Source organism: Streptomyces sp. NPDC056231, from assembly GCF_048270745.1.
Taxonomy (GTDB): domain Bacteria; phylum Actinomycetota; class Actinomycetes; order Streptomycetales; family Streptomycetaceae; genus Streptomyces.
In genome coordinates this window covers 50,409-73,882 of the sequence record NZ_JBLVKW010000032.1, presented here as the reverse complement: position 1 = coordinate 73,882, position 23,474 = coordinate 50,409, and the positions used below count along the sequence as shown (strand labels likewise).

27 protein-coding genes and 1 tRNA gene are annotated in these 23,474 nt (G+C 69.5%); 8 read left to right on the top strand and 20 right to left on the bottom strand.

Going from position 1 to position 23,474, the window contains the following annotated elements; genetic code table 11:
• The first annotated feature begins 1,016 nt into the window (after positions 1 to 1,016).
• Complete coding sequence (locus tag ACNPQM_RS23775; protein ID WP_418085628.1) at positions 1,017 to 1,421, top strand: winged helix-turn-helix transcriptional regulator; 405 nt, start codon at positions 1,017 to 1,019, stop codon at positions 1,419 to 1,421.
• Here ACNPQM_RS23775 and mutM read toward each other — a convergent pair.
• The 9 genes from mutM to ACNPQM_RS23730 form a co-directional block, all read right to left on the bottom strand.
• A complete protein-coding gene (gene mutM, locus ACNPQM_RS23770; protein ID WP_358861075.1) occupies positions 1,418 to 2,284 on the bottom strand; it encodes a bifunctional DNA-formamidopyrimidine glycosylase/DNA-(apurinic or apyrimidinic site) lyase in 867 nt (288 codons plus the stop codon). The genes ACNPQM_RS23775 and mutM overlap by 4 nt on opposite strands.
• A 144-nt stretch (positions 2,285 to 2,428) precedes the next feature.
• Positions 2,429 to 3,253: a ribonuclease III gene (gene rnc, locus ACNPQM_RS23765; RefSeq protein WP_358861076.1), complete on the bottom strand. Its 825-nt coding sequence runs from the start codon at positions 3,251 to 3,253 to the stop codon at positions 2,429 to 2,431.
• Positions 3,254 to 3,272: 19 nt separating this feature from the next.
• The gene (rpmF, locus tag ACNPQM_RS23760; RefSeq protein WP_003965982.1) at positions 3,273 to 3,446 is read right to left on the bottom strand and encodes a 50S ribosomal protein L32; all 174 of its coding nucleotides are present in this window, start codon (positions 3,444 to 3,446) and stop codon (positions 3,273 to 3,275) included.
• Positions 3,447 to 3,448: 2 nt separating this feature from the next.
• Positions 3,449 to 4,120, bottom strand: coding sequence for a YceD family protein (locus tag ACNPQM_RS23755; RefSeq protein ID WP_418085627.1), 672 nt, complete (start codon positions 4,118 to 4,120; stop codon positions 3,449 to 3,451).
• Between the two features lie 187 nt (positions 4,121 to 4,307).
• A complete protein-coding gene (locus ACNPQM_RS23750) occupies positions 4,308 to 5,378 on the bottom strand; it encodes a cell division initiation protein (protein ID WP_418085626.1) in 1,071 nt (356 codons plus the stop codon).
• Positions 5,379 to 5,476: 98 nt separating this feature from the next.
• Positions 5,477 to 5,956: a pantetheine-phosphate adenylyltransferase gene (coaD, locus tag ACNPQM_RS23745; protein ID WP_358861105.1), complete on the bottom strand. Its 480-nt coding sequence runs from the start codon at positions 5,954 to 5,956 to the stop codon at positions 5,477 to 5,479.
• Positions 5,957 to 5,982: 26 nt separating this feature from the next.
• The gene (gene rsmD / locus ACNPQM_RS23740) at positions 5,983 to 6,567 is read right to left on the bottom strand and encodes a 16S rRNA (guanine(966)-N(2))-methyltransferase RsmD (RefSeq protein ID WP_358861079.1); all 585 of its coding nucleotides are present in this window, start codon (positions 6,565 to 6,567) and stop codon (positions 5,983 to 5,985) included.
• Positions 6,568 to 6,858: 291 nt separating this feature from the next.
• Positions 6,859 to 9,078 carry an ATP-dependent DNA helicase RecG gene (recG, locus tag ACNPQM_RS23735; protein ID WP_418085625.1) on the bottom strand — a complete coding sequence of 740 codons (2,220 nt, stop codon included), beginning with the start codon at positions 9,076 to 9,078 and terminating at the stop codon, positions 6,859 to 6,861.
• Positions 9,079 to 9,172: 94 nt separating this feature from the next.
• Positions 9,173 to 10,810 carry a DAK2 domain-containing protein gene (locus ACNPQM_RS23730; RefSeq protein ID WP_418085624.1) on the bottom strand — a complete coding sequence of 546 codons (1,638 nt, stop codon included), beginning with the start codon at positions 10,808 to 10,810 and terminating at the stop codon, positions 9,173 to 9,175.
• A 254-nt stretch (positions 10,811 to 11,064) separates the two neighbouring features.
• Here ACNPQM_RS23730 and rpmB point away from each other — a divergent pair, with 254 nt between their 5' ends.
• Positions 11,065 to 11,250 (top strand): 50S ribosomal protein L28, encoded by a 186-nt coding sequence (gene rpmB, locus ACNPQM_RS23725; protein WP_030928661.1) that lies wholly within the window; start codon positions 11,065 to 11,067, stop codon positions 11,248 to 11,250.
• 103 nt (positions 11,251 to 11,353) lie between these two features.
• On the opposite strand, the gene thiD is transcribed toward rpmB, so the two are convergent.
• Both thiD and ACNPQM_RS23715 read right to left on the bottom strand, forming a co-directional pair.
• Complete coding sequence (gene thiD / locus ACNPQM_RS23720; RefSeq protein WP_418085623.1) at positions 11,354 to 12,169, bottom strand: bifunctional hydroxymethylpyrimidine kinase/phosphomethylpyrimidine kinase; 816 nt, start codon at positions 12,167 to 12,169, stop codon at positions 11,354 to 11,356.
• Positions 12,170 to 12,179: 10 nt separating this feature from the next.
• The gene (locus tag ACNPQM_RS23715; RefSeq protein WP_418085622.1) at positions 12,180 to 13,151 is read right to left on the bottom strand and encodes a thiamine-phosphate kinase; all 972 of its coding nucleotides are present in this window, start codon (positions 13,149 to 13,151) and stop codon (positions 12,180 to 12,182) included.
• A 320-nt stretch (positions 13,152 to 13,471) separates the two neighbouring features.
• Here ACNPQM_RS23715 and ACNPQM_RS23710 point away from each other — a divergent pair, with 320 nt between their 5' ends.
• A complete protein-coding gene (locus ACNPQM_RS23710) occupies positions 13,472 to 13,705 on the top strand; it encodes an Lrp/AsnC family transcriptional regulator (protein ID WP_358861084.1) in 234 nt (77 codons plus the stop codon).
• Between the two features lie 20 nt (positions 13,706 to 13,725).
• Positions 13,726 to 14,214 carry a DUF3515 domain-containing protein gene (locus tag ACNPQM_RS23705; RefSeq protein ID WP_358861085.1) on the top strand — a complete coding sequence of 163 codons (489 nt, stop codon included), beginning with the start codon at positions 13,726 to 13,728 and terminating at the stop codon, positions 14,212 to 14,214.
• Between the two features lie 8 nt (positions 14,215 to 14,222).
• On the opposite strand, the gene ACNPQM_RS23700 is transcribed toward ACNPQM_RS23705, so the two are convergent.
• From ACNPQM_RS23700 to ACNPQM_RS23690, 3 genes are read right to left on the bottom strand one after another with little or no spacing between them, the layout of a single operon-like run.
• Positions 14,223 to 15,380, bottom strand: coding sequence for a D-alanine--D-alanine ligase family protein (locus tag ACNPQM_RS23700; RefSeq protein ID WP_358861086.1), 1,158 nt, complete (start codon positions 15,378 to 15,380; stop codon positions 14,223 to 14,225).
• Between the two features lie 60 nt (positions 15,381 to 15,440).
• Positions 15,441 to 16,451 (bottom strand): NAD(P)H-dependent glycerol-3-phosphate dehydrogenase, encoded by a 1,011-nt coding sequence (locus tag ACNPQM_RS23695; protein WP_358861087.1) that lies wholly within the window; start codon positions 16,449 to 16,451, stop codon positions 15,441 to 15,443.
• Positions 16,448 to 17,200: a lysophospholipid acyltransferase family protein gene (locus ACNPQM_RS23690; RefSeq protein WP_358861088.1), complete on the bottom strand. Its 753-nt coding sequence runs from the start codon at positions 17,198 to 17,200 to the stop codon at positions 16,448 to 16,450. The genes ACNPQM_RS23695 and ACNPQM_RS23690 overlap by 4 nt, the downstream gene beginning before the upstream one ends.
• 163 nt (positions 17,201 to 17,363) lie before the next feature.
• On the opposite strand from ACNPQM_RS23690, the gene cofC reads away from it, so the two are divergent.
• Positions 17,364 to 18,047 carry a 2-phospho-L-lactate guanylyltransferase gene (cofC, locus tag ACNPQM_RS23685; RefSeq protein WP_418085621.1) on the top strand — a complete coding sequence of 228 codons (684 nt, stop codon included), beginning with the start codon at positions 17,364 to 17,366 and terminating at the stop codon, positions 18,045 to 18,047.
• Between the two features lie 10 nt (positions 18,048 to 18,057).
• Complete coding sequence (locus tag ACNPQM_RS23680) at positions 18,058 to 18,261, top strand: hypothetical protein (protein ID WP_326792733.1); 204 nt, start codon at positions 18,058 to 18,060, stop codon at positions 18,259 to 18,261.
• A gap of 111 nt (positions 18,262 to 18,372) precedes the next feature.
• Here the strand turns inward: ACNPQM_RS23680 and ACNPQM_RS23675 are convergent, their stop codons facing one another.
• The 4 genes from ACNPQM_RS23675 to leuC form a co-directional block, all read right to left on the bottom strand.
• Positions 18,373 to 19,032: an HU family DNA-binding protein gene (locus ACNPQM_RS23675; protein ID WP_358861090.1), complete on the bottom strand. Its 660-nt coding sequence runs from the start codon at positions 19,030 to 19,032 to the stop codon at positions 18,373 to 18,375.
• 144 nt (positions 19,033 to 19,176) lie between these two features.
• Positions 19,177 to 19,404: a hypothetical protein gene (locus ACNPQM_RS23670; protein WP_351792768.1), complete on the bottom strand. Its 228-nt coding sequence runs from the start codon at positions 19,402 to 19,404 to the stop codon at positions 19,177 to 19,179.
• A gap of 104 nt (positions 19,405 to 19,508) precedes the next feature.
• Entirely contained in the window at positions 19,509 to 20,102 is a 594-nt protein-coding gene (gene leuD / locus ACNPQM_RS23665) for a 3-isopropylmalate dehydratase small subunit (protein ID WP_358861091.1), read from the bottom strand.
• A 5-nt stretch (positions 20,103 to 20,107) separates the two neighbouring features.
• Positions 20,108 to 21,532, bottom strand: a complete 1,425-nt coding sequence (leuC, locus tag ACNPQM_RS23660) for a 3-isopropylmalate dehydratase large subunit (RefSeq protein WP_418085620.1) — start codon at positions 21,530 to 21,532, stop codon at positions 20,108 to 20,110.
• 175 nt (positions 21,533 to 21,707) lie between these two features.
• Here leuC and ndgR point away from each other — a divergent pair, with 175 nt between their 5' ends.
• Positions 21,708 to 22,424, top strand: coding sequence for an IclR family transcriptional regulator NdgR (gene ndgR, locus ACNPQM_RS23655; protein WP_358861093.1), 717 nt, complete (start codon positions 21,708 to 21,710; stop codon positions 22,422 to 22,424).
• 117 nt (positions 22,425 to 22,541) lie between these two features.
• On the opposite strand, the gene ACNPQM_RS23650 is transcribed toward ndgR, so the two are convergent.
• A complete protein-coding gene (locus ACNPQM_RS23650) occupies positions 22,542 to 23,048 on the bottom strand; it encodes a DUF4188 domain-containing protein (protein WP_418085619.1) in 507 nt (168 codons plus the stop codon).
• Between the two features lie 89 nt (positions 23,049 to 23,137).
• Between ACNPQM_RS23650 and ACNPQM_RS23645 the strand changes: the two genes are divergently transcribed.
• The gene (locus ACNPQM_RS23645; RefSeq protein ID WP_418085633.1) at positions 23,138 to 23,437 is read left to right on the top strand and encodes a MerR family transcriptional regulator; all 300 of its coding nucleotides are present in this window, start codon (positions 23,138 to 23,140) and stop codon (positions 23,435 to 23,437) included.
• Here the strand turns inward: ACNPQM_RS23645 and ACNPQM_RS23640 are convergent.
• Positions 23,400 to 23,472, bottom strand: a tRNA-Glu gene (locus ACNPQM_RS23640). The genes ACNPQM_RS23645 and ACNPQM_RS23640 overlap by 38 nt on opposite strands.
• Between the last annotated feature and the right edge of the window lie 2 nt (positions 23,473 to 23,474).

Genomic DNA, 23,474 nt, shown 5'->3' with positions numbered 1-23,474 from the left:
AGGCAGCTAAGGAGACGAACATGCTTGGAACAATGGACCCGGGAGCCATGATCGGCGCAGCCATCACAGTCGTTGCCATCGTAGGTCTCGCCATAGTTGCTGCCAGGTGGTTCAAGGCACGGAGGCGGTAGACCGAGACAAGGCAGGCCGCCTACCTCGGCTGAGGTAGACGTGCCCGCTGCGTGCCCGACGCAGCAGAACACCACGGGGACTGGCGGGGAGTCACGGCCAAGCAGGAACAGATGCGCAGGTCACGAACCGCCAGGTCAACGCCCAACCACATACGAGGTCTTCCAAACTGGTGCTCCATGACCCGCAGCGCTGGCGCTTGATCGGGTCATTGAGACTCCACTGACCACGTGGGCAAGCAGCGGCGTTGCTGCTAAGTCAGCAGAGCCGTAGGAGTCTAGCCATGCTGCTTGGCCCCGCTCATCATGAGGACATGCCAAATACCCAACAGGGATCAACAACCGGCAAGAAACGTGCCTCCCTTGCTACCACCTCGGTTTGCTTGTTCGTGCTGGGGAGCCTTGAGGTGGGGTTGTACGCGGCCGAGTTGATCACGGATGGGGAGCGCTACTTCCAAATGCTTGAGTCCGCTTGTGCCCTGCTGCTCGCAAGCTGGATCACCGGAGCCGTCCACCTCCGCCGAGACAGGACCGCAAAACGGCGGGACGGGTAGGAGTCAAAGGGTCTCCGGGGCGGTTGCAGTACTCCTAAAGCGGACGTCGTCGCACAGCAGAGCGCCCTCCCGGGGCCGTCACGGGGCCGTGGAAGGACGCTCATCGATGACCAACGCTGACAACTGCCGACAGCTCAGCAGCAGGTCACAGCGTTCATCGATGACGTGACCGCAGGTCGGAGGCCCGGCGTGTCACTTCTTCGGCTTCTGATCCTTCCGGGGCCAGGGCCTTCCGGGATTCCTCCCGGACCGCATGGGCCGCGCTTCGCCTCATTCCTTACGCCCGCACAGCGCACTCCGAAAGGGAGCGCTGTGCGGGCGTAAGCTGCTTCTCATGGACGAGACCACCCCGCGGGACGGCGCCGACAGCCTGCCCTTCGATGTGTTCTCCCGGCAGTGCCCCTCGCGCGGCACGCTGGAGCACGTCACCGGGCGCTGGGGCAGCCTGACGCTGACCGCGCTGTACGAGACGAGTGCCCGCTTCAACGAGCTGCGCCGCAGGGTCGACGGGGTGAGCGAGAAGATGCTCTCCCAGACGCTTCACGCACTGGAGCGGGACGGCCTCGTCCTCCGGGAGGCGCAGCCCGTCAATCCGCCGCGCGTCGACTACGAGCTGACCCCGCTGGGACGCGAGGTCGCCGGCCGGCTGCTCGGGCTGATCCAGCTCGTCGAGAGCCGGATGCCCGAGGTCCTCGACGCCCGCAGCCGTTACGACGCGGCGCGCGAGGTCACGCCCTAGCCAGGCGTGTTGGCCCGCGGCGGCCGCTGGCAGCGCGGGCAGTAGTAGCTGGAGCGGTTCATCCACGGGCGGCGGCGTATCGCCGTACCGCAGCGGTGGCAGGGCTCGTCCTCACGCCCGTACGCGTCGAGCGACCGGTCGAAGTAGCCCGACTCGCCGTTCACATTGACGTAGAGGCTGTCGAAGCTGGTGCCACCCTGTGCGAGCGCGGCGTTCATCACGTCGCGGACATGGCCGAGCAGCTCGGCCGACCTGGGCCGGGTCAGGGTCGCGGTGGGCCGGTCGTAGTGCAGCCTGGTGCGCCAGAGCGCCTCGTCCGCGTAGATGTTGCCGACGCCGCTGATCAGCGACTGGTCGAGCAGGGCACGCTTGACCGTCGTACGGCGCAGTCGCAGAGCGGTGTGGAACGCCGCGTCGTCGAAGACGGGATCCAGAGGGTCGCGGGCGATGTGCGCGATGGTGTCGGGCAGCCCGTCCGGGGTGTTCTCGTGGACGGAGAGCCCGCCGAAGGTCCGCTGGTCGACGAAGCGCAGCTCGGTGCCGAGGGCGTCGTCGAAGCGGATTCGAATCCGCAGATGCTTCTCGTCGGGGGTGTCCTGCGGCTGTACGAGCAGCTGACCGCTCATGCCGAGGTGGCCGAGGAGTGAGCTGGAGTCGTCGTCCAGCGGAACCCACAGGTACTTGCCGCGGCGCATGGCCGTGCCGAAGCGGCTGCCGCTGAGCCGGGCCGCGAAGTCCGTGGAACCCGCGAGATGGCGGCGGACCGCACGCGGGTGCAGGACCTCGACCTCACCGACCGTGCGGCCGGTGACCCAGCGATCGAGACCGCGCCGTACGACTTCGACCTCAGGCAGCTCGGGCACGGAGTGGCTCCTCAAGAGACTCAACAGTTTAAGGGGTGTGCGGCCCTGATCCGCCGGACGGACCCAGGGTGCGACTGTGCGGTCACGCCCTGGGTCCGGACAGGAGGAACCCCCCGGTGCACAAGGCGCCGAGGGGTTCCCAGGTCAGGCCGGAGTGACGCCCGTGGACGGCAGCGGGCCGGCAGGGGTGTCGGCGGCCCCTCCGTCGGCTGCGGCCTTCGCCGCGGCCTCCCGCTGCTCCGCAGCGGCGCTGATCTCGCGCCAGGCGGACTCCGCCGCCTGCTGCTCCGCTTCCTTCTTGCTACGGCCGGTGCCGGTGCCGTACGAGACACCACCGACGCGAGCAGCAGCAGTAAAGGTCTTCTCGTGATCCGGGCCGGTCTCCGTGACGAGGTACTCGGGGACTCCGAGGCCCTCGCTCGCGGTGAGCTCCTGGAGGCTGGTCTTCCAGTCCAGGCCGGCGCCGAGATTGGAGGACCTGTCGATCAGCGGGTCGAAGAGCCGGTGAACCAGCTCCGAGGCCGCACTGAGGCCCTGATCGAGATAGACCGCGCCGATCACCGCTTCAAGCGTGTCGGCGAGGATGGATGCCTTGTCCCTGCCGCCCGTACCCTCTTCGCCCCGGCCGAGCCGGATGAAGGAGCCGAGGTCGAGGCCACGGCCGACCTCCGCAAGTGCACGCGAGTTGACCACCGCGGCCCGCAACTTGGCCAGCTGACCTTCGGGCAGGTCGGGGTGGGTGCGGTACAGCGTGTCCGTGACCACCAGGCCGAGTACCGAATCCCCGAGGAATTCGAGCCGCTCGTTGGTGGGCAGGCCGCCGTTCTCGTATGCGTAGGAACGGTGGGTCAGCGCACGCACCAGAAGGGCGGACTCGAGGTGATACCCGAGCCGCCCTTCCAGAAGCGTGTGGGACGAGGCTGTGTTGACGTTGTCTGCCTGCTTCTTGGCGTGGGACAACTCAGACATCGGGCCTCTCACCAGCCGCTCAGACTTCGAGGACCTGGCGCTTGTTGTACGTGCCGCAGCTGGGGCACGCGATGTGCTGCAGCTTCGGCTCCTGGCAACGCTCACACGAAACCAGGGTGGGGACCGCAGCCTTCCACTGCGACCGGCGGTGGCGCGTGTTGCTGCGCGACATCTTCCGCTTCGGAACAGCCACGGCTACTTCTCCTGCTTCTCGTCGACGCCCGCTTCGGCGCCGCCCATGTTGTCCTTCTCGCCGTCCTGAACGGTCTCGGCGAGTCCTTGCAATGCCGCCCAACGGATGTCGACGGCATCGTGGTGGTGACCGGGGTTCTCGTCCAGCCTGATCCCGCATTCGGAACACAGGCCGGCACAGGTCTCCCGGCACACCGGCTGCATCGGCAGTGCGAGCACCACCGCATCACGCAGCACTGGTTCGAGGTCGAACAAGCCGTCCTCGAGGAAGAGCCTGTCCTCGTCGTCCTCGGCGTCGTCGGCCGGGTCCGCCGCCTTGCTGCGGCCCCGGTCATCGGCGTCAGGGTACGAGAACATCTCCTGGAAGTCCGCCGCAACCTCTCGGCGCAGCGGCTCCAGACACCTTACGCACTCCCCCTCGGCCGACGCACGGGCGGTGCCTGTGACAAGCACCCCTTCCATGACCGATTCGAGGCGGAGTTCCAGCTCCACGGGGGAGCCCTCCGGCACACCGATGACCCCGTCGATACCGAGGTCCTCGGGCGCGTCCACCGAGCGGGTCAGCCGCAGGAGGGCACCGGGACGCCGACCCAGCTCGTGCGTATCGAACACGAGAGGGTTTCGGTGGTCGAGGTGGCCGTTCAGGGCTTTTCCTGCTTTCGAAATCGTATGCATGGCGCAATGCGCACCGTGGGGAGGGGCCGACCGGATCGAAAGTTGAAGCGGGCAGCCGGGATCGCAGACCTACGCGCGACCGAAGAACCAGGATACTGGACGCGTTACCCTGCTCCCAACCGGGTCCGATTCCGGCCTCGAACCGGGCGGAACCGGTCGCGTTCGGTCTGCGTCCTGGCCGCCCCGGTCAGCGCTCCTGCTCGTACCGGCGGAGCTGATCGATGTCGATCATGCTGGTGTCGAAGAGGCTGGTCTCGTCGAGGGCGCTCTCACCCTGCGGCGGAAGGGGCTGATGCGCCGGCATCGGCTGCTGCCAGCCCTCGTACCCCTGCGGCTGCAGCTGCGCCTGGCCCTCGTCGTAGCCCTGTGACTGATAGGCGGCGTACGGGTCCGGCTGCTGCTGGTACCCGTACATGTCCTGCTGCGGCTGCTCCTGGTACGCGTACGTCTCCGGGTAGCCCGGCTGCGCCTGTGCCGGGAAGTGCGGCTGGACCTGCTGGGGCACCGGCTGCGGCTCCGGGGTGGCGAGCTCGGCGAGACCGGCCCAGTGGTCCTCGTCGCTGGTGTGGCCCTGGCTGCCCGCGGCGTCCTGGGCGGCCATGTGCGCGCCGAGCTCGTCGGTGGCGACCCGGCCGTGCAGCTTCTGCCGACCGCGGCCGACCGCTTCCAGGGTCTTGGCGAGCACGGCCTCGAACGCGCCGAGCTTGGTGTCCACGTACTCGTCGGCGCGGCGCCGGAGCGTCTCCGGGTCGGCGCTGCGCTCGGGGGCCTCGGCGAAGTCGGGGTCCTCGTACCCGTGCTCGTCGAAGCCCTGGCCACGGCCGAGGAGCTTCTCGCGACCCCGGTCGACGGAGCCGATGGTCTTGGTGAGGACGACCTCGAAGTTGGCAAGCTTGCTGTCGACGTACTCGTCGGCCTCGGCGCGCACCTCGTCGGCCTCCCGGCGAGCCTCGCCGAGGATGCGGTCGGCCTCGGCCTGGGACTGCCGGGCGACCTCGGTGTCGGAGATCAGTGAGCCGCGCTGGGCGTGGGCGGCCTCGATAATCCGCTCGGCCTCCTGCCGGGCCTGCTCGACCATCTGCTCCCGGCCGCCGATGAGTTCCTGGGCGTGGGCGAGTGAGCCGGGAAGGGCTTCACGTACCTCTTCGAGCATGGCGAGCAGATCGGCGCGGTTGACCACGCACGACGCCGACATGGGCATGGACCGGGCGTTCCCGACCGCTTCGACGATCTCGTCGAGCTTCTTCTGCACGTCCACCGTGTGCTCGCCACTCTCTACTGCTGATTGGAGACGGATGGCACGACTGTACGGCCAGTCGGCGCCCGTCCGACACCGGGTGACGGACGGTCAGTGCATCACTGCTGGGCGAGACGTTCGACGAGCGCCTCATGCACCAGCGGCGGCAGCAGGTGCGAGACGTCGCCGCCCCAGGCCGCGACCTCCTTGACCAGGGAGGACGACAGGAAGCTGTACGTGGGATTGGTCGGCACGAAGAGCGTCTCGACCCCGGAGAGGCCGTTGTTCATCTGGGCCATCTGCAGCTCGTAGTCGAAGTCGCTGACGGCCCGCAGGCCCTTCACGATCGCCGGGATGTCGCGCTGCTTGCAGAAGTCGACCAGGAGGCCGTGGAAGGACTCGACCTGGACGTTGCCGAAGTCCGCGGTGACCTGACGGATCAGCTCGATCCGCTCGTCGATCGTGAACAGACCCTTCTTGGACTGGTTGATCATCACCGCGACATGTACGACGTCGTACAGCTTCGAGGCGCGGCCAATGATGTCGAGGTGTCCGTTGGTGATGGGGTCGAACGACCCCGGACAGACGGCGCGGCGCAACTTGAGTCCCTCGCTCTCCGGTGCGGTCATCGTGCGTCTTCGCACGTAGAGGCGGCGCGACCGTACCAAAGCGTTCCCTCGCCGTAGCGACGGGCCCGCAGTGGCTCGAATCCCTCGGGCCAGTTGAATTCTCCGCCTCTGGTGCTCCGTTCCACGGTGACGAGGGCATCGTCCGTGAGCCAGCCCTGAGCACGGAGTGTGAGCAGTATCTCGCCAAGATCGCCATCGGTGACGGCGTACGGCGGATCCAGGAAGACCACGTCGTACGGGTCCGCGGGCGTCGGTCCCGTCACGATCTGTTCGGCCTTGCCGGTACGGACTTCGGCGCCGGGCAGACCGAGCGTACGGACGTTGTCCCGGACCGTGCGGGCGGCCTTGTTGTCGGCCTCGACGAGCAGGGCGTGGACCGCGCCGCGGGAGAGCGCTTCGAGACCGACGGCGCCGGAGCCCGCGTACAGATCTGCGATTCGGATGCCCTCCAGGGTGCCCAGGAGCGCTTCCCAGGTGGAGAACAGGCCCTCGCGTGCGCGGTCGGAGGTGGGGCGGGTGCCGGTGCCGGGCGGGACGGCCAGGCGGCGTCCGCCGGCCGAGCCGGCGATCACGCGGGTCATGGGTGTCTGGTCCTCGGGTCGGGGGTGGCCCGCCGGGGTGGGGCGGGCGCCGTGCATCCCACGATATGGCTTCGGGCCCGCATGGGGCCCCAGGGCGTGTTTCGAAAGGAGCGTCGTCCGGCCGTAGGGCGAGCCGGGCGGCGTCCAGTGCGTGCGATCGCAAGGCGGAGGGCCGCCCCGGTACCGGGCGTATCGGGGCGGGCCCGACAACGCGGCGAGCGTGCGTGCCGGACGCCGCCCGGCAGGCGGGACTTTCGAATCACGCCCGAAGGCCCCATGCGTCCCCCGAACTCAGCCCTTGTCGAGGTACTCCTCGCGCTCCTTGTCGAGCAGGGCGGCCAGCGCGGTGCGCAGCTCCGGCAGGCGGGCCAGGTCCGGGTCCGCCGTGACGATCGCCACGGCCTCCTCGCGGGCTGCGGCGATGACCTCCTCGTCGTCGATGACGGAGAGCACCCTCAGGGACGTGCGGACCCCGGACTGGGCCTGGCCGAGGACATCGCCCTCGCGGCGCTGTTCGAGGTCGATCCGGGACAGTTCGAAGCCGTCGAGGGTGGCGGCGACGGCGGAGAGCCGGGCACGCGCGGGGCTCGCCTCGTGCGCCTCGCTGACGAGCAGACAGAGGCCGGCGGCGGAGCCCCGGCCGACCCGGCCGCGGAGCTGATGGAGCTGGGAGACGCCGAACCGGTCGGCGTCCATGATCACCATCGCGGTGGCGTTGGGGACGTTGACCCCGACCTCGATGACGGTCGTCGCGACGAGGACGTCGACCTGGCCCGCGGCGAAGCGCCGCATCACGTCGTCCTTGTCGTCGGGGTTCATCCTGCCGTGCAGCACCTCGATACGCAGACCGGCGAGGGCGCCCTTGGTGAGCTGTTCGGCGATCTCCAGGACCGCGAGCGGCGGGCGCTTCTCCCCGTCCTCCTCGGCCGTCTTCTCCGCGGCCTTCTTCCTGTTCTTCTTCTCGGCCTCGTCGTCGGCGTCGTCACCGATCCGGGGGCAGACGACGTATGCCTGATGCCCGTTGCCGACCTCCTCGCGGACCCGCTCCCAGGCGCGGCTGAGGAAGTGCGGCTTGTCCTTGGCCGGGACGACATGGCTGGCGATCGGCGAGCGGCCCGCCGGCAGCTGGTCCAGGACGGACGTCTCCAGGTCGCCGAAGACCGTCATCGCGACGGTACGGGGAATGGGGGTGGCGGTCATCACCAGCAGGTGCGGCGGCTGCTTTCCCTTGGACCGCAGCGCATCGCGCTGTTCCACTCCGAAGCGGTGCTGCTCGTCGACGACGACCAGCCCCAGGTCGTGGAACTGCACCTTGTCCTCGATCAGCGCATGCGTGCCGATCACGATCCCGGCCTCGCCGGTGACCAGGTCCAGCAGCGCCTGACGGCGGGCCGCCATCCCCATGGACCCGGTCAGCAGCACCACCTTCGTACCGAGGTCGGAGCCGCCCAGCATTCCGCCTTCGGCGAGCTCGCCCATCATGTCGGTGATGGAGCGGTGGTGCTGCTGGGCGAGCACCTCGGTGGGGGCGAGCATCGCGGCCTGTCCGCCCGCGTCGACGACGGCGAGCATGGCGCGCAGCGCGACCATGGTCTTCCCGGACCCGACTTCGCCCTGCAGCAGCCGGTGCATCGGGTGCTCGGTCGCCAGGTCGTCGAAGATCTCCTTGGAGACCTTGTCCTGGCCCTCGGTGAGGGTGAACGGCAGTTTGGCGTCGAAGGCGTCGAGCAGTCCGCCGTGCCTGGGGCTGCGTGCCACCGCCGGGAGCTGGGTGTCCGCGTACCGTCGGCGGGCGAGCGCGACCTGCATGACGAACGCCTCGTCCCACTTCAGCCGGTCCCTGGCGTCGGCGATGTCCGCCTTGGTCTGCGGGCGGTGGATCTTCAGCAGCGCCTCGGGCAGCGGGGTGAAGCCGCGCCCCTCGCGCAGCGGGAGCGGCAGCGGGTCGACGGCGTCCCGTGCGCTGGGCAGCACGGTGTCGACGGCCTTGGCGATCCGCCAGGAGTCGAGCTGCTTGCAGGCGGGATAGATGGGCAGCAGCCGTCCGGCGAAGGCGTCCACCGCCTCCGTGGCCTCGTCGGCGTCCGCGGTGTCGAGCAGCTGGTACGTGGGGTGCGCGAGCTGCATCTTCCGGTTGAAGACGGAGACCTTGCCCGCGAACATCGCCGTGCGGCCCGGCAGCAGTTCCTTGTGCGGCTTGTGCACGCCGTGGCCGAAGAAGACCAGCTGCAGTCGGCCGCTGCCGTCGGTGAGGGTCACCTCCAGGCGCTTGCCCCTGCCGTTGTTGAACACCATGATCCGCGCGTCGGCGACCTGGGCGACGACGGTCACGTGCTCGTCCAGCGGGAGGTCGGTCAGCGCGGTGAGCTGGCCGCGCTCCTCGTACCGCCGCGGGTAGTGGTGCAGCAGATCACCGACCGTGTGCAGGTCGAGGTGCTCGGCCATCACCTTCGCGGTGGCACCGCCGAGCAGCTTCTTGAGGGGTTCATCGAACGCGGACACGCGATCCATTGCACACCAAGCCACTGACAGAAGTCGCCCGCACCACCGGAATCCCCTGGTCGGAAACGTCTGCGCACCCCTGGGACCGGGCCGGAGGGGTGGCCTACTCCACGCCGATCAGCAGCGGAGCGCGGAGGCGGCCGCCCCGGTACACCACCGTGTCCACCGCCAGGTACCCCTCGCGCACATGCTCCTGCAGCGCCTCCGCCAGGCTGTCCGGCACGTCCTCGCCCAGGACCAGCGTCACGAGTTCACCGCCCGCCGACAGCATCCGGTCGAGCACGGTCCGGGCCGTACCGGGCACGTCCTCCCCGATGACCGCCACATCGCCGTCGATCAGCCCCAGGATGTCGCCGGCCTGGCAGATGCCCGCCATGGTCCACGACTGCCGCTCGGCGACGGCCAGTTCGGCGTACCGGGTGGCGCCGGCCGCGGCGGTCATCGCCACCACGTCCTCGTCGAAGCTGCGGTCCGGTTCGTGGACGGCGAGCGCCGCGATGCCCTGGACGGCGGCGCGGGTCGGGATCAGGGCGACCCGGATGCCTTCCGTACGGGCCTGCTCCGCGGCCGCCGCGGCCGTGTGGCGCAGCTCCGCGTCGTTGGGCAGCAGGACCACCTCGCGGGCATGGGCGCGACGGATCGCATCGACCAGTTCACCGCTGGCGGGCGGCTCTCCGGGGCGGGCGAGCACCGTCGTCGCGCCGGCCTCCGTGCACAGCCCGGAGAGCCCGTCGCCCGGGACCACCACGACGACACCGCGCTGCGCGGGCTCGCTGGGGTGGGGGTGGACCCGGTCGGCGCCGAAGTGGGTGATCCGGATCCGGTACGGTCTGCCCGCCTCGACCCCGGCCTCCACCGCCGCACCGGCATCGTCGACATGGACGTGGACGTTCCACAGCCCGTCGCCGCCGACCACGACGAGCGAGTCGCCGAGCCCGTCGAGCCGGGCCCGCAGCCGGTCGACGGCGTCGTCCCGGGCCTCCAGGAGATAGATCACCTCGAAGGCGGGTCCTTCCGCCGGCCCGCCTGCCGCGCAGTCGTCGGCGGCGGCAGCGGTCACGGGGGCGATGTCGGGTGTCACCCAGGTCCCGCGTGCGGGCGCCTCACCGGAGACCGCTTCGACAAGCGCCCCCAGGACGGTCACCAGGCCACGGCCTCCGGCGTCGACGACTCCCGCCCGCCCGAGGACGGCGAGCTGCCCGGGGGTCGCGTCCAGTGCCGTACGCGCCCCTTCGTACGCCGCCTGCGCGACCGCTTCCGGTCTCGGGTCGCCCGCCGTCCGCCCGGCGGCCTCGGCGGCCGCCGTGGCGACGGTCAGCACCGTGCCCTCGACAGGGTGCGCGACGGCCTGCCGGGCGGCCTCGGCGGCCCGGGTCAGGGCGCGGCGCAGATGGTCCGCGTCGTGCCCGTCGGCCAGCACTCCCGCCATGCCGCGCAACAGCTGCGCAAGGATCGTGCCGGAGTTGCCGCGGGCGCCGATCAGCGCCCCGTGTGCCATGGCCCGTACGACATCGGCGAGGGCGGGCACGGACATACCGGTCTCGTGGGCGGCGAAGACCGCCTCGGCGGCGGCCGCCGCCGATTCCATCGTCAGATAGAGGTTGGTGCCGGTGTCCCCGTCCGCGACGGGGTAGACGTTGATCGCGTCGATCGCCTCACGCTCCCGGCCCAATGCCTCCAGCGCCAGTGAGCACCAGGTACGCACCGCGACGGCGTCCATGTCGTCGGCGGTCTGCGGCACCTGGTGTTCCTCCTGGAGAGCGGCCGTGCGGGCGGTGGACCGCAGACTAGTCCTGCCCGGTGTGTCCGGCAGGGACAGGGGCGGGGCAGACGGCGGGGAAACCCATGGTAGTTTCGTTCTACCGACGCGGCCGTTGTATGCTGCTTCGGTTGCCCGATGAGAGTCGGGCCTTCCTCCGGTACCGCCACTTCAGTCAAATGATTCCGGCGCGCCGGAATTCACTGTAAGTGCACCTGAAGTCTTTGGAGTGACCCGTGGCTGCCAACTGCGACGTCTGCGGCAAGGGGCCGGGCTTCGGCAACAACATTTCGCACTCGCACCGCCGTACGTCCCGTCGCTGGAACCCCAACATCCAGCGCGTGCGTGCCGTGGTCGGTCGGACGCCGAAGCGGCTCAACGTCTGCACCTCGTGCATCAAGGCCGGCAAGGTCGCGCGCTGACGTTCCCGTCGTAGCGCAGCCTTCCGGTTGCCCAAAAAGCCGGTCCATCTCGGTGGACCGGCTTTTTGCTGTGCTCTCCCACTCCCTGTCGCGGGGGCGGCCGTTACAGCTGCCAGCCGTGCCGGACCGGGCCGATCCCGGTGCCCAGCGGGAAGCCCGCCGCGATCGCCCCGGTGACGTACGCCTTCGCGGCCCGTACGGCCGCCGGTACGTCTTTGCCCCGGGCCAGCCCGCAGGTGATCGCGGAGGCGAGGGTGCAGCCCGTGCCGTGCGTGTGCCGGTTGTCGTCGCGGGGGGCGCGCAGCCAGTGCTCCTCGGTGCCGTCCGTGAGGAGGTCGACCGGTTCGCCGGGCAGGTGACCGCCCTTGATGACGACCCAGCGCGGCCCGTATCCCAGGATCTCTGCCGCGGCCTGCCGCATTCCGGTCTCGTCCGTGGCCGTCACGCCGGTGAGCTGCGCCACCTCGTCGAGGTTGGGGGTTGCCACCGTGGCGACCGGCAGCAGCTTCGTCCGTACGGAATCGAGGGCTTCGGCAGCGAGCAGTGGATCACCGTGCTTGGAGACCCCCACCGGGTCGACGACCACCGGGGCGTCCGTTGCCGCGAGGAGTGCGGCGACGGTCTCGACGAGGGCGGCCGACGCGAGCATGCCGGTCTTCACCGCCTGGACGCCGATGTCGTCGACGACGCTGCGGTACTGGGCCCGTACCGCCTCCGTGGGCAGCTCCCACGCGCCCTGGACGCCCAGCGAGTTCTGCGCGGTCACCGCGGTGATCACGCTCATGCCGTGCACGCCGAGCGCCAGCATCGTCTTGAGGTCGGCCTGGATGCCCGCACCACCGCCGGAGTCGGATCCGGCGACGGTGAGCACACGGGGTGGAGCAAGCGGCACCTGCGGTGCGGCAGAGGTTACGGGCATACGCCTCAATCTACTGGGCGTCCTCGATGCCGCCGAAGTGGTCCCAGCCGCCCTTGCTGGTCCAAGGGGCCCCGTCGACCGTCACCTGGGGCAGCGCCGACGGGTTGAGGACCTCGCCGATCACCTTCCAGCGGGCGGGCAGCTTCACGTCCTGGGGGAAGGTCGCGACGATCGCGTGGTCCTCTCCCCCGGTGAGCACCCACTGGAGCGGGTCCACGCCGACCGCCTGGCCGATGTCGGACATCTGCGAAGGAATGTCGATCAGCCCGGACCGCAGATCGATCCGGACCTTGCTGGCCTCGGCGATGTGTCCGAGGTCGGCGACGAGTCCGTCACTGACGTCCGTCATGGCGGTGGCGCCGAGTCCGGCGGCCGCGGGGCCCGCGTGGTACGGCGGTTCGGGGCGCCGATGGGCCTCGACGAAGGCGCGCGGCGAGCGGAAGCCGCGGGACAGGACCGCGTACCCGGCGGCGGACCAGCCGAGCCAGCCGGTGACGGCGACGACGTCACCGGGTCGGGCGCCGGCCCGGGTGACGGGTTCATGGTTGCGCAGATCGCCGAGCGCGGTGATCGCGACGGTGATGGTCTCCCCGGCGACGACGTCACCGCCGACCACGGCCGCCCCCGCGACCTGGCACTCGTCACGGATGCCGTCCATCAACTCGCCCGCCCAGGTGACCGGGAGTTCGGCCGGGACGACCAGGCCGAGCAGCAGCGCGGTGGGAACGGCGCCCATGGCGGCGATGTCGGCGAGGTTCTGTGCGGCGGCCTTGCGTCCGACGTCGTACGCCGTCGACCAGTCGCGGCGGAAGTGCCGTCCCTCCACCAGGATGTCCGTACTGGCCACGACCCTGCGGTCGGGGGCGGCCACGACTGCGGCGTCGTCGCCGGGTCCGAGCCGCACCGCCGGAGTGCTGGTGAGCCGGGACGTGAGCTCCTTGATGAGCCCGAACTCCCCCAACTCGCCCACGGTTCCCTTCACCGAGTCTCACCTCTCATCTGTCGCGCCGGACGGACGTCCGGTCTGGGTCGGCCGCCGGTGGTCCGGGCCGTGGCCCGGCCGCCGCCGGGAGCAGTCTGCCCCCGTTGTCACCGGCATGCCTGTCGCCCGTACGCACCGCTGCGCTTGCAGTCGCGGACCTTCAGTGCTGTCGGTACTGTCAAGGCATACGTCAACTCATGGCATCCGTGCGCCACGCTGTGGACGTCATCCGTTCCACAGGTCTCCCCGCCGCCCTCGGCAACGCGATACCGTGGCGTCTCTTTCCCCCACATGATCCTCGTGGCCGCCCTGGAGGTTCCGTGGTACAGGCGTACATCCTTATTCAGACCGAGGTGGGCAAGGCGTCGACCGTCGCCGAGACCATCGCGAAAATTCCGGGAGTGATCCAGGCAGAGGACGTCACCGGCCCCTACGACGTGATCGTGCGCTCGCAGGCCGGCACAGTCGATGAACTCGGCCGCATGGTGGTCGCCAAGGTCCAGCAGGTGGAAGGCATCACCAGAACCCTGACCTGCCCGGTCGTCCACCTGTAGCCCCCGTCTACGCTGGGCCGGTGACGTCCTTCCGCCGCCGGCTCCGCCGCCCCGTGTTTCTCGGTCCGTCCGCTGCCGTTCTGATGCTGGCCGCGGCGGGCTGCTCCACGACGGACGCCGCGGCGTCGATCACGGTCCCCACCCCGATGCCGGAAGTCGCAGCCTACTGCGGTGCCCTGCACAAGGAACTGCCGGAGACCGTTGCCGGACAGAACCGTGACGACTCCGGGCCGAAGTCCGTGCTGACCGCCTCATGGGGGGACGGGGCGATCGTACTGCGCTGCGGTGTCGACCGGCCCGCGAAGATGGACGATCCCATGGCCAAGGGGACCGAGGCGGACGGCGTCAACTGGCTGCTGGAGCAGCCGGAGGACGCCGGTCCGCGCTTCACCACGACCTATCGCAAGGCATATGTCGAGGTGACGCTCTCGACGGCGTACGCCCATGACGCCAGCCCGCTCGCGGCGTTCGCCCCGGCTGTCAGGAAGACGATCCCCAGCAGCGTGTAGCGCCTGGGTCAGCGCAGGCCGGTGGGCCGGGTCAACGCCGCCTGGATCAGCCGGTCGACCAGCTCCTGGTAGCTCACACCGCTCTCCTGCCACATCCGCGGGTACATGGAGATCGGAGTGAAGCCCGGCAGCGTGTTGATCTCGTTGATGACGAACGTGCCGTCCTCGGTGAGGAAGAAGTCGGCGCGCACGAGGCCCTCGCAGGACGCGGCCTCGAACGCGTCGATCGCGAGCCGCTGGACTTCGGCGGTCTGCTCCTCGGTGAGCGGCGCGGGCACGATCCCGGACGCCGAGTCGATGTACTTGGCCTCGAAGTCGTAGAAGTCGTGCGAGGTGACCGGCGGGATCTCGGCGGGCACGCTGGCACGCGGTCCGTCCTCGAACTCCAGCACCCCGCACTCGATCTCGCGGCCGCGCAGCAGCGACTCGACGAGGAACTTGGGGTCGTGGCGGCGGGCTTCCTCGATCGCCTCGTCGAGTCCGGCGAGGTCGTCGACCTTGGTGATGCCGATGGACGAGCCGGCCCGCGCGGGCTTGACGAAGAGCGGCCAGCCGTGTTCCCCGGCGAAGTCCACGATGCGCTTGCGGGCGGCGAGGCGGTCGTTGTCCCATTCGCGGGGGCGGACGACGACGTACGGGCCGACGGGCAGCCCGAACGACGTGAACACCCGCTTCATGTATTCCTTGTCCTGGCCGACCGCCGAGGCGAGCACACCGGCACCCACGTACGGCACACCGGAAAGCTCCAGAAGTCCCTGAAGAGTGCCGTCCTCGCCATACGGGCCGTGCAGCACGGGGAAGACGACGTCGACCTCGCCGAGCGCCTTGGGAACCGAGCCGGGCTCGCTGTACACCACTTCACGGCTGCCGGGGTCGACGGAGAGCACCACGCTGCCCTCGGAGGACTCGGCCAGTTGGGCCACGTCCGGCATCTTCCTGTCCGTGATGGCCATGCGTGCGGGCTCGTCGGCGGTGAGCGCCCAGCGGCCGTCCGTCGTGATGCCGATCGGCAGGACGTCGTACTTCGTCCGGTCGATGGCATTCAGGACGGCGCCGGCCGTGACGATCGAGATGCCGTGTTCGGAGCTGCGGCCGCCGAACACGACGGCCACACGCGGCTTGCGGAGCTGCTGCTCCGGGCTCTGGGGGAGGTTCTCGCTGCTCATATCACGATGAGCGTACCTGCTGGTACGGGTCGCGTCAGCGTCACCGGGGCCGGTCGGGGGTCAGTGCCGCTCGGCCTTCGCGCTGCGCGACATCAGCTCGCCCAGAGCGACCATCGGCGGCTTGCCCTCGTGGACGATGGAGACGACCGTCTCCGTGATGGGCATGTCGACGCCGTGCCGGCGTGCCAGATCGAGCACCGATTCACAGGACTTGACGCCCTCGGCGGTCTGCTTGGTGATGGCGATGGTCTCGTCCAGCGTCATGCCGCGGCCGAGGTTGGTGCCGAAGGTGTGGTTGCGCGACAGCGGCGAGGAGCACGTCGCCACGAGGTCACCGAGGCCCGCGAGTCCGGAGAACGTCAGCGGGTCGGCGCCCATGGCGAGACCGAGCCGGGTGGTCTCGGCGAGGCCGCGGGTGATGAGCGAGCCCTTGGCGTTGTCGCCGAGCCCCATCCCGTCGGCAATACCGACAGCGAGACCGATGACGTTCTTCACCGCGCCGCCGAGCTCACAGCCGACCACATCGGTGTTGGTGTACGGGCGGAAGTACGGGGTGTGGCAGGCGGCCTGGAGGCGCTGGGCCACCGACTCGTCCTGGCAGGCGACGACGGCCGCGGCAGGGCGGCGTTCGGCGATCTCCTTGGCCAGGTTGGGTCCGGTGACGACGGCGATACGGTCCGCGGAGACCTTGGTGACGTCCTCGATGACCTCGCTCATCCGCTTCGCGGTACCGAGTTCGACGCCCTTCATCAACGAGACGAGGACGGTGTCGGGGTCGAGGTGCGGGGCCCAGTCGGCGAGGTTGGCGCGCAACGTCTGCGAGGGCACGACGAGTACGGCGAAGTCGGCGCCGCGCAGCGCCCGGGCGGCGTCGGTGGTGGCCCGGATGGACTCCGGGAGTTCAATTCCCGGCAGATATTCGGGGTTGGTACGGGTCGTGTTGATGGCCGCGGCGACCTCGGCGCGGCGGCCCCAGAGGGTGACCTCGCAGCCGGCATCGGCGAGGATCATGCCGAAGGCCGTACCCCATGAGCCGGTTCCGAAGACGGCTGCCTTTACGGGGTGCGTCACTTGCGTCCCTCTCCTTCGGCCTTGCGCCGCTGTTCGGCACGCGCCTTGCGGTGGTCGTAGAGCTCGGCGGGCGCCTTCTCGCCGCGGATGTCCTCCAGCTGTGCGGTCACCGCGGCCATGATGACCTCGGTCGCCTCGCGCAGGACGTCGGGCGTCGGCTCCTTGTCGTAGAACCGGGAGAGGTCGACGGGCGGACCTGCCTGCACCTGGAGGGTCTTGCGCGGGAAAAGTTGGAGCTTCTTCTCCTTGGCGTACGGCGGCATCACCAGGTTCGCGCCCCACTGGGCAACGGGGATGACCGGAGCCTTCGTCATCAACGCGACGCGGGCGGCTCCGGTCTTGCCGGCCATCGGCCACATGTCGGGGTCGCGGGTGAGGGTCCCCTCCGGATAAAAGGCAACGCATTCGCCGCGCTCGATGGCGTCCACGGCGGCCCGGAAGGCGTCCAGCGCATTGGTCGTCTCGCGGTACACGGGGATCTGTCCGGTGCCACGCAGCATCATTCCGACAAAGGGGGCCTTGAAGAGCCCCGCCTTGGCGAGGAGCCGCGGCACCCGGCCGGTGTTGTACTGGAAATGACCGTAGGAGAGCGGGTCCAGATACGAGTTGTGATTGACCGCAGTGATGAATCCGCCGTCGGCCGGAATGTGCTCCATTCCCCGCCAGTCACGCTTGAACAGAACCACCAGCGGCGGTTTCGCGATGACCGCCGCCAGGCGGTACCAGAAGCCGATTCTGCGGCCGGACACTCGGACACCTTCCTCTACGGACCTGACGCGTTCGCCTGCCTGTGGCGGTCAAGTGTCACCCCAGGCCCCTGCTCTGTCGAGAACACCGTACGCCCCGGCCCCGGGGCCACCCCTCCGGGTTGTCGCACCGGGTTGTCGTACCGGCAGGCGAGAATAGGCGGCGATGCGCACCGAGGGGGAGATCGCCACGAACACCGACCGGACCGGGATGTGGTCCCTGGTCGTCCCGTTGAAGCCGCTGGCACGGGCCAAGAGCAGGCTGTCGCAGGCAACGGGCCCCTTGCTGCGCCCCCGGCTCGCCCTGGCCTTCGCCCAGGACACCGTGACCGCCGCGCTGGCCTGCCGGGCCGTACGGGATGTGGTGGTCGTCACGGACGACCCGGTGGCCGGGGCCGCACTCTCGGCGCTCGGCGCGCACATCGTTCCCGACCGGCCGGCCGCCGGCCTGAATGCCGCGCTGACCCACGGCGAGCGGGCGATACGCGACCGAAGGCCCGCCGCGGCACTCGCCGCGCTGAACGCGGATCTGCCCGCGCTGCGTCCCGCGGAATTGACCCGGGTGCTCGAATTCTCCGCTGAATTCCCGCGCGCATTTGTTACGGATATGGCGGGAATCGGCACGACTTTTCTTTCGGCTTCGGCGGGGGTGGAATTGCGCCCGGCTTTCGGTGGCCCGTCCCGGGCCCGGCATCTGGCCTCCGGCGCTGTGGAGATAGTCCCGGCCGGCATCGAATCGGTCCGCCAGGACGTGGACACCGGCGCCGATCTGCGGGCCGCGCTGGCCCTCGGGGTGGGTCCGCACACGGCGGGCAGCTTGGCCTCGGACGTGCCCGCGAGGGACCGATAGGCTGCCGTTCATGCAGGCGACCTCGTACACGTACGACCCCGAGACCCGCACCGGCAGTGTGCTGCTCGACGACGGCACCCCGGTGGAATTCGACGCCCCGGCCTTCGACGCGGGCGGCCTGCGGCTGCTGCGCCCGGGGCAGCGGGTGCGGATCGAGGTGGAGGGCGAGGGAGCGGCCCTGCGGATCACCCTGGTGACGCTGCAGACGTTCTGACGGGCGCGACCGGCCCGCAGGGCCGCCGAGCGCACCCCGGACAGCCCGCGGGCCGGGCTCCCCGAGGGGAGCCCGGCCCGGCGCGTGTGAGCAGCCCTCTGCTGCTCGGTCTCACTTCTTCCGCGCGACAGCCTTCTTGGCCGTGGTCTTGCGCGCCGTGACCTTCTTCGCGGGCGCCTTCTTCGCCGTCGCCTTCTTGGCGGGTGCGGTCTTGGCGGTGACGGCCTTCTTGGCAGCCGTCTTCTTCGCCGCAGCGGTGGTCTTCGCGGCCGCCGTGGTCTTCTTGGCCGCCGCGGTGGTCTTCTTCGCGGTGGTCTTCTTCGCCGCAGCGGCCTTCGCCGCCGTCACGGTCTTCTTGGCGGTGACCTTCTTCGCCGCAACCTTCTTGGCGGCGGCCTTCTTGGCCGCGGCCTTGGTGGTCGCACGGGCGGAAACACCGCCCGAGAGGCTGCCCTTGGGCGCCTTCTTCACGGCCACATCGTGCTTGGGGAGCTTCTTCGAGCCGCTCACCAGGTCCTTGAAGCCCTGTCCCGCACGGAAGCGGGGCACCGAGGTCTTCTTGACCCGCACGCGCTCGCCCGTCTGCGGGTTGCGGGCGTAACGGGCCGGGCGGTCGACCTTCTCGAACGAGCCGAAACCGGTGACCGAGACCCGGTCCCCCGCGACCACTGCACGGACGATCGCGTCGAGTACCGCGTCGACCGCGTCCGCGGCCTGCTGACGGCCGCCGACCTTGTCGGCAATCGCTTCTACGAGCTGTGCCTTGTTCACGTCTTCCCCTTCGGAGACATTGCCAGAACGTAAGTGTTCAAGCGTTTTCGCACGTTAGGCAGATATATACCGCAAATCAAACACGAAACGGGCTAATCACCCTAGTGCCGCAACGAAGTCGACCGCCGCACAGTTCCGCAGAGGTCAGTCACCTTCGGGGAATCGGCCCTCATCGAGGTCCTTCATCAACCGGTCCAGACGCCTTGCCGCATCCGGGAGATCGTGCTTCGCCGCGGCCGTGATGACCAACAGCTTCCGGGACAGCGCCATCCGTACGCCCTCCGGGACTTGCAGTGCGCGCACTCTTGCGTGCGCTTCCTTCAATCGGTCGGCGACTTGGCCGTAAAGCTTGAGTTGGCTGTCGCGTTCCATGCACCGATTGTGCCATCTGGGGCGAGTTGTCGCCCGATGGGGTCTCAACAAGCGACTGCGCCCCCTGCCAGAAGGCAAGGGGCGCAGTACTGGAAACGCGCTGCTCAGGTGTTAATTGTACGCGGCTTGAAGGTCGGCCTTGCCACCTCATAAGACGCGATGTCCGCTTCGTTCTGAAGGGTGAGGCTGATGTCGTCCAGCCCGTTCAGCAGTCGCCAGCGGGCATTCTCGTCGAGCTCGAAGTCGGCGGTGATGCCCTCGGCTCGGACCTGGCGTGCCTCCAGGTCGACAGTGACCTCGGCGGCCGGGTCGGCCTCGGTCAGCTCCCACAGTGCGTCGACGACCTTCTGGTCGAGGACCACGGTCAGCAGCCCGTTCTTCAGCGAGTTGCCGCGGAAGATGTCGGCGAACCGGGAGGAGATGACGGCCTTGAAGCCGTAGTTCTGCAGGGCCCAGACCGCGTGCTCACGGGAGGATCCGGTACCGAAGTCGGGACCGGCCACCAGGACCGTTGCGCCGTCCCGCTCGGGCCGGTTGAGGACGAACTCGGGATCCTTGCGCCACGCCTCGAAGAGCCCGTCCTCGAAGCCGTCGCGGGTGACTTTCTTCAGCCAGTGGGCGGGGATGATCTGGTCGGTGTCGACGTTGCTGCGGCGCAGCGGGACGGCCCGGCCGGTGTGTGCGGTGAAAGCTTCCATGGTTCTCAGACTCCGGCGGACGTAAGGGCGTCGGACAGGTCGGCCGGCGAGGCCAGGCGGCCCAGCACGGCGGTGGCGGCGGCGACCTGCGGGGAGACCAGGTGGGTACGGCCGCCCTTGCCCTGCCGGCCCTCGAAGTTACGGTTCGAGGTCGACGCGGAGCGCTCGCCGGGGGCCAGCTGGTCGGGGTTCATGCCGAGACACATCGAGCAGCCCGCGTGCCGCCATTCCGCGCCGGCCGCGGTGAAGACCTTGTCCAGGCCCTCCTCGACGGCCTGCAGGGCGACCCGGACCGAGCCCGGGACGATCAGCATCCGTACGCCGTCGGCGACTTTACGGCCGTCCAGGATCGCGGCCGCGTTGCGCAGGTCCTCGATCCGGCCGTTGGTGCAGGAGCCTACGAAGACGGTGTCGACGCTGATCTCGCGCAGCGGCTGTCCGGCGGTCAACCCCATGTATTCCAGGGCCTTTTCGGCGGCGTTCCGCTCCGAGGCGTCCTCGTACGAAGCCGGGTCGGGGACGTGTCCCGACAGGGGCGCGCCCTGGCCGGGGTTGGTGCCCCAGGTGACGAACGGCGCCAGTTCGGCGGCATCGATGACGACCTCGGCGTCGAAGACCGCGTCGTCGTCCGTGCGCAGCGTCTTCCAGTACGCGACGGCGGCGTCCCAGTCCTCGCCCTGCGGGGCGTGGTCGCGGCCCTTCAGGTAGTCGAACGTGGTCTCGTCCGGGGCGATCATGCCGGCCCGGGCGCCTGCCTCGATCGACATGTTGCAGATGGTCATCCGGGCTTCCATCGAGAGCTTCTCGATGGCGGAGCCGCGGTATTCGAGGATGTAGCCCTGGCCGCCGCCGGTGCCGATCCGCGCGATGATCGCGAGGATCAGGTCCTTGGCCGTGACCCCCTCGGGCAGTTCGCCGTCGATGGTGATCGCCATGGTCTTCGGGCGAGCCAGCGGCAGCGTCTGCGTGGCCAGGACGTGCTCGACCTGGCTGGTGCCGATACCGAACGCCAGCGCGCCGAAAGCGCCGTGCGTGGAGGTGTGGGAGTCGCCGCAGACGACCGTGGTGCCGGGCTGGGTCAGACCCAGCTGAGGGCCGACTACGTGCACGACGCCCTGCTCGACATCGCCCAGCGGGTGCAGCCGTACGCCGAACTCCGCGCAGTTCTTGCGCAGGGTCTCCAACTGGGCGCGGGAGACCGGGTCGGCGATCGGCTTGTCGATGTCGAGGGTCGGAGTGTTGTGATCCTCCGTGGCGATGGTGAGGTCGAGGCGCCGCACCCCGCGTCCGGCCTGCCGGAGGCCGTCGAAGGCCTGGGGGCTGGTCACCTCGTGCAGCAGGTGCAGATCGATGAAGAGAAGATCGGGCTCGCCGTCCGCGCGCCGGACGACGTGGTCGTCCCAGACCTTCTCCGCGAGTGTCCTACCCATCGCTTTCCCTCCGGCCGGCGTCTTCGCCGGCCCAACTAGAGATTTCGGTGCACCGCCGTCCGGACCTCCGTGCGGGGCGGTGACTACGGGCCGTTGTGCGGCCGCCCCTACAGGTTCGCAACTTCTGCCGGAAATTGAACTTGCGTTTCACAGAGTGAGACGCAAGTATCGTCGTATGGACAACTCTAGCGGCGTCGGCGTTCTCGACAAGGCGGCTCTGGTATTGAGCGCCCTGGAGTCCGGCCCGGCCACCCTCGCCGGGCTGGTCGCGTCGACCGGGCTTGCACGACCCACGGCTCATCGACTGGCTGTGGCACTGGAACACCACCGGATGGTGGCGAGGGACATGCAGGGCCGGTTCATCCTCGGCCCCCGGCTGGCGGAGCTCGCGGCCGCGGCAGGCGAGGACCGCTTGCTGGCGACGGCGGGACCGGTGCTCACACATCTGCGGGACATCACCGGCGAGAGCGCGCAGCTCTACCGCCGACAGGGCGACATGCGGATCTGTGTGGCCGCGGCGGAGCGGCTGTCCGGACTGCGGGACACCGTGCCGGTGGGCTCCACCCTGACCATGAAGGCGGGTTCCTCGGCCCAGATCCTGATGGCCTGGGAGGAGCCGGAGCGCCTGCACCGCGGCCTCCAGGGCGCCCGCTTCACAGCGACGGCGCTCTCGGGTGTGCGCCGCCGGGGCTGGGCCCAGTCGATCGGCGAGCGGGAGCCGGGCGTCGCCTCGGTCTCGGCTCCGGTACGCGGGCCGTCGAACCGGGTGGTCGCGGCGGTCTCGGTCTCCGGACCGATCGAGCGGCTGACCCGCCACCCGGGCCGGATGCACGCCCAGGCGGTCATCGACTCGGCGGCCCGGCTGAGCGAGGCCCTGCGCCGCACCGGCTGACGTACGGATCACCTGCCGGCACGGCCCTCGGACCCGCCTGCCGCACGAGCCCGGCACACAGACCCGGCACAGCAAGAAATCGTTCCCCGGCCGTCCCAGCGTCGTGACGGCCCCCTCTCAGCCCTTCCGCTCCGTGGACGAGCGGTGCGCGAGACGGTCCGCCGCCCGCCGTCCCCGCTCCTCGATCGGCAGCACGCCCACCGCCGCGGCCAGTCCGTGCGGCGGCATGTCGGCGTAGATCGATTCGTACGACCCCTCGGGCGCGATGTATGTCTCGTGCCACAGCCCCACGTGCTGCCGGGACTTCTTCTCCTTGCGGTTCACCATCGCCCAGGCCTTGCGGTGGAGCATGTCGGGCGCGGCGGCGTACGCGTAGAGCTTCTCCTTGGACTCCCAGTACTGGACGACGTAGTACGTCCTCGGCGATCCGGACAGCAAGGTGTAGCCGAGCAGCCCGCGGCTCCTGTCCCGGCTCAACTCCCGCAGCATGCGCGGCATTGCCACAAGGACCGGCAGCCAGTGGTGCGCGCCCCAGAAGTGATTGATACGCATCCCGATGAGCAGGACGACCACGTCCCCCTCGGCTGCCGCGGTCGACCGTCCCGGTATCGGCTTCACACGCATGCCCTGCCCCCTGATCGCTGCTGGAGAGTGCGGCTATCCATCGCTTGGACAGTGGCACCGCCCAAGCGGTGGCGCAAGGGAAGGCGCAGATGCGGCTCTCGGCACTGAGCAAACAGAGCGACGTCTCGACGGCAACGATCAACTACCACCTGCGTGACGGGCTGTTGACGCCCGGTGAACGCATCGGCGCGCCCCAGACCGAGTACGACGAGAGCCATCTGCGCCGGCCCAGGAGGAGGAGTCGCACCGGCGGTACGGGCTCTGAGCCGACGGGCCCGTACGCAACGGATCCGGGCACACGACCAAGGGCCCTTCACCGAAGTGAAGGGCCCTTGGTTTCTTGCCTTGTTGTACCCCCGACCGGATTCGAACCGGCGCTACTGCCGTGAGAGGGCAGCGTGCTAGGCCGCTACACAACGGGGGCGT

Coding starts and splice junctions, on each gene's coding strand:
- ACNPQM_RS23755 (WP_418085627.1), bottom strand. CDS start 4,120: ATGCATACGATTTCGAAAGCAGGAAAAGCCCTGAACGGCCACCTCGAC.
- ACNPQM_RS23645 (WP_418085633.1), top strand. CDS start 23,138: ATGCGGCTCTCGGCACTGAGCAAACAGAGCGACGTCTCGACGGCAACG.
- recG (WP_418085625.1), bottom strand. CDS start 9,078: ATGGATCGCGTGTCCGCGTTCGATGAACCCCTCAAGAAGCTGCTCGGC.
- rsmD (WP_358861079.1), bottom strand. CDS start 6,567: ATGACCCGCGTGATCGCCGGCTCGGCCGGCGGACGCCGCCTGGCCGTC.
- ACNPQM_RS23680 (WP_326792733.1), top strand. CDS start 18,058: ATGCAGGCGACCTCGTACACGTACGACCCCGAGACCCGCACCGGCAGT.
- leuC (WP_418085620.1), bottom strand. CDS start 21,532: ATGGGTAGGACACTCGCGGAGAAGGTCTGGGACGACCACGTCGTCCGG.
- thiD (WP_418085623.1), bottom strand. CDS start 12,169: ATGCCCGTAACCTCTGCCGCACCGCAGGTGCCGCTTGCTCCACCCCGT.
- cofC (WP_418085621.1), top strand. CDS start 17,364: ATGCGCACCGAGGGGGAGATCGCCACGAACACCGACCGGACCGGGATG.
- ndgR (WP_358861093.1), top strand. CDS start 21,708: ATGGACAACTCTAGCGGCGTCGGCGTTCTCGACAAGGCGGCTCTGGTA.
- leuD (WP_358861091.1), bottom strand. CDS start 20,102: ATGGAAGCTTTCACCGCACACACCGGCCGGGCCGTCCCGCTGCGCCGC.
- ACNPQM_RS23775 (WP_418085628.1), top strand. CDS start 1,017: ATGGACGAGACCACCCCGCGGGACGGCGCCGACAGCCTGCCCTTCGAT.
- ACNPQM_RS23700 (WP_358861086.1), bottom strand. CDS start 15,380: ATGAGCAGCGAGAACCTCCCCCAGAGCCCGGAGCAGCAGCTCCGCAAG.
- ACNPQM_RS23670 (WP_351792768.1), bottom strand. CDS start 19,404: ATGGAACGCGACAGCCAACTCAAGCTTTACGGCCAAGTCGCCGACCGA.
- ACNPQM_RS23650 (WP_418085619.1), bottom strand. CDS start 23,048: ATGCGTGTGAAGCCGATACCGGGACGGTCGACCGCGGCAGCCGAGGGG.
- rnc (WP_358861076.1), bottom strand. CDS start 3,253: ATGTCTGAGTTGTCCCACGCCAAGAAGCAGGCAGACAACGTCAACACA.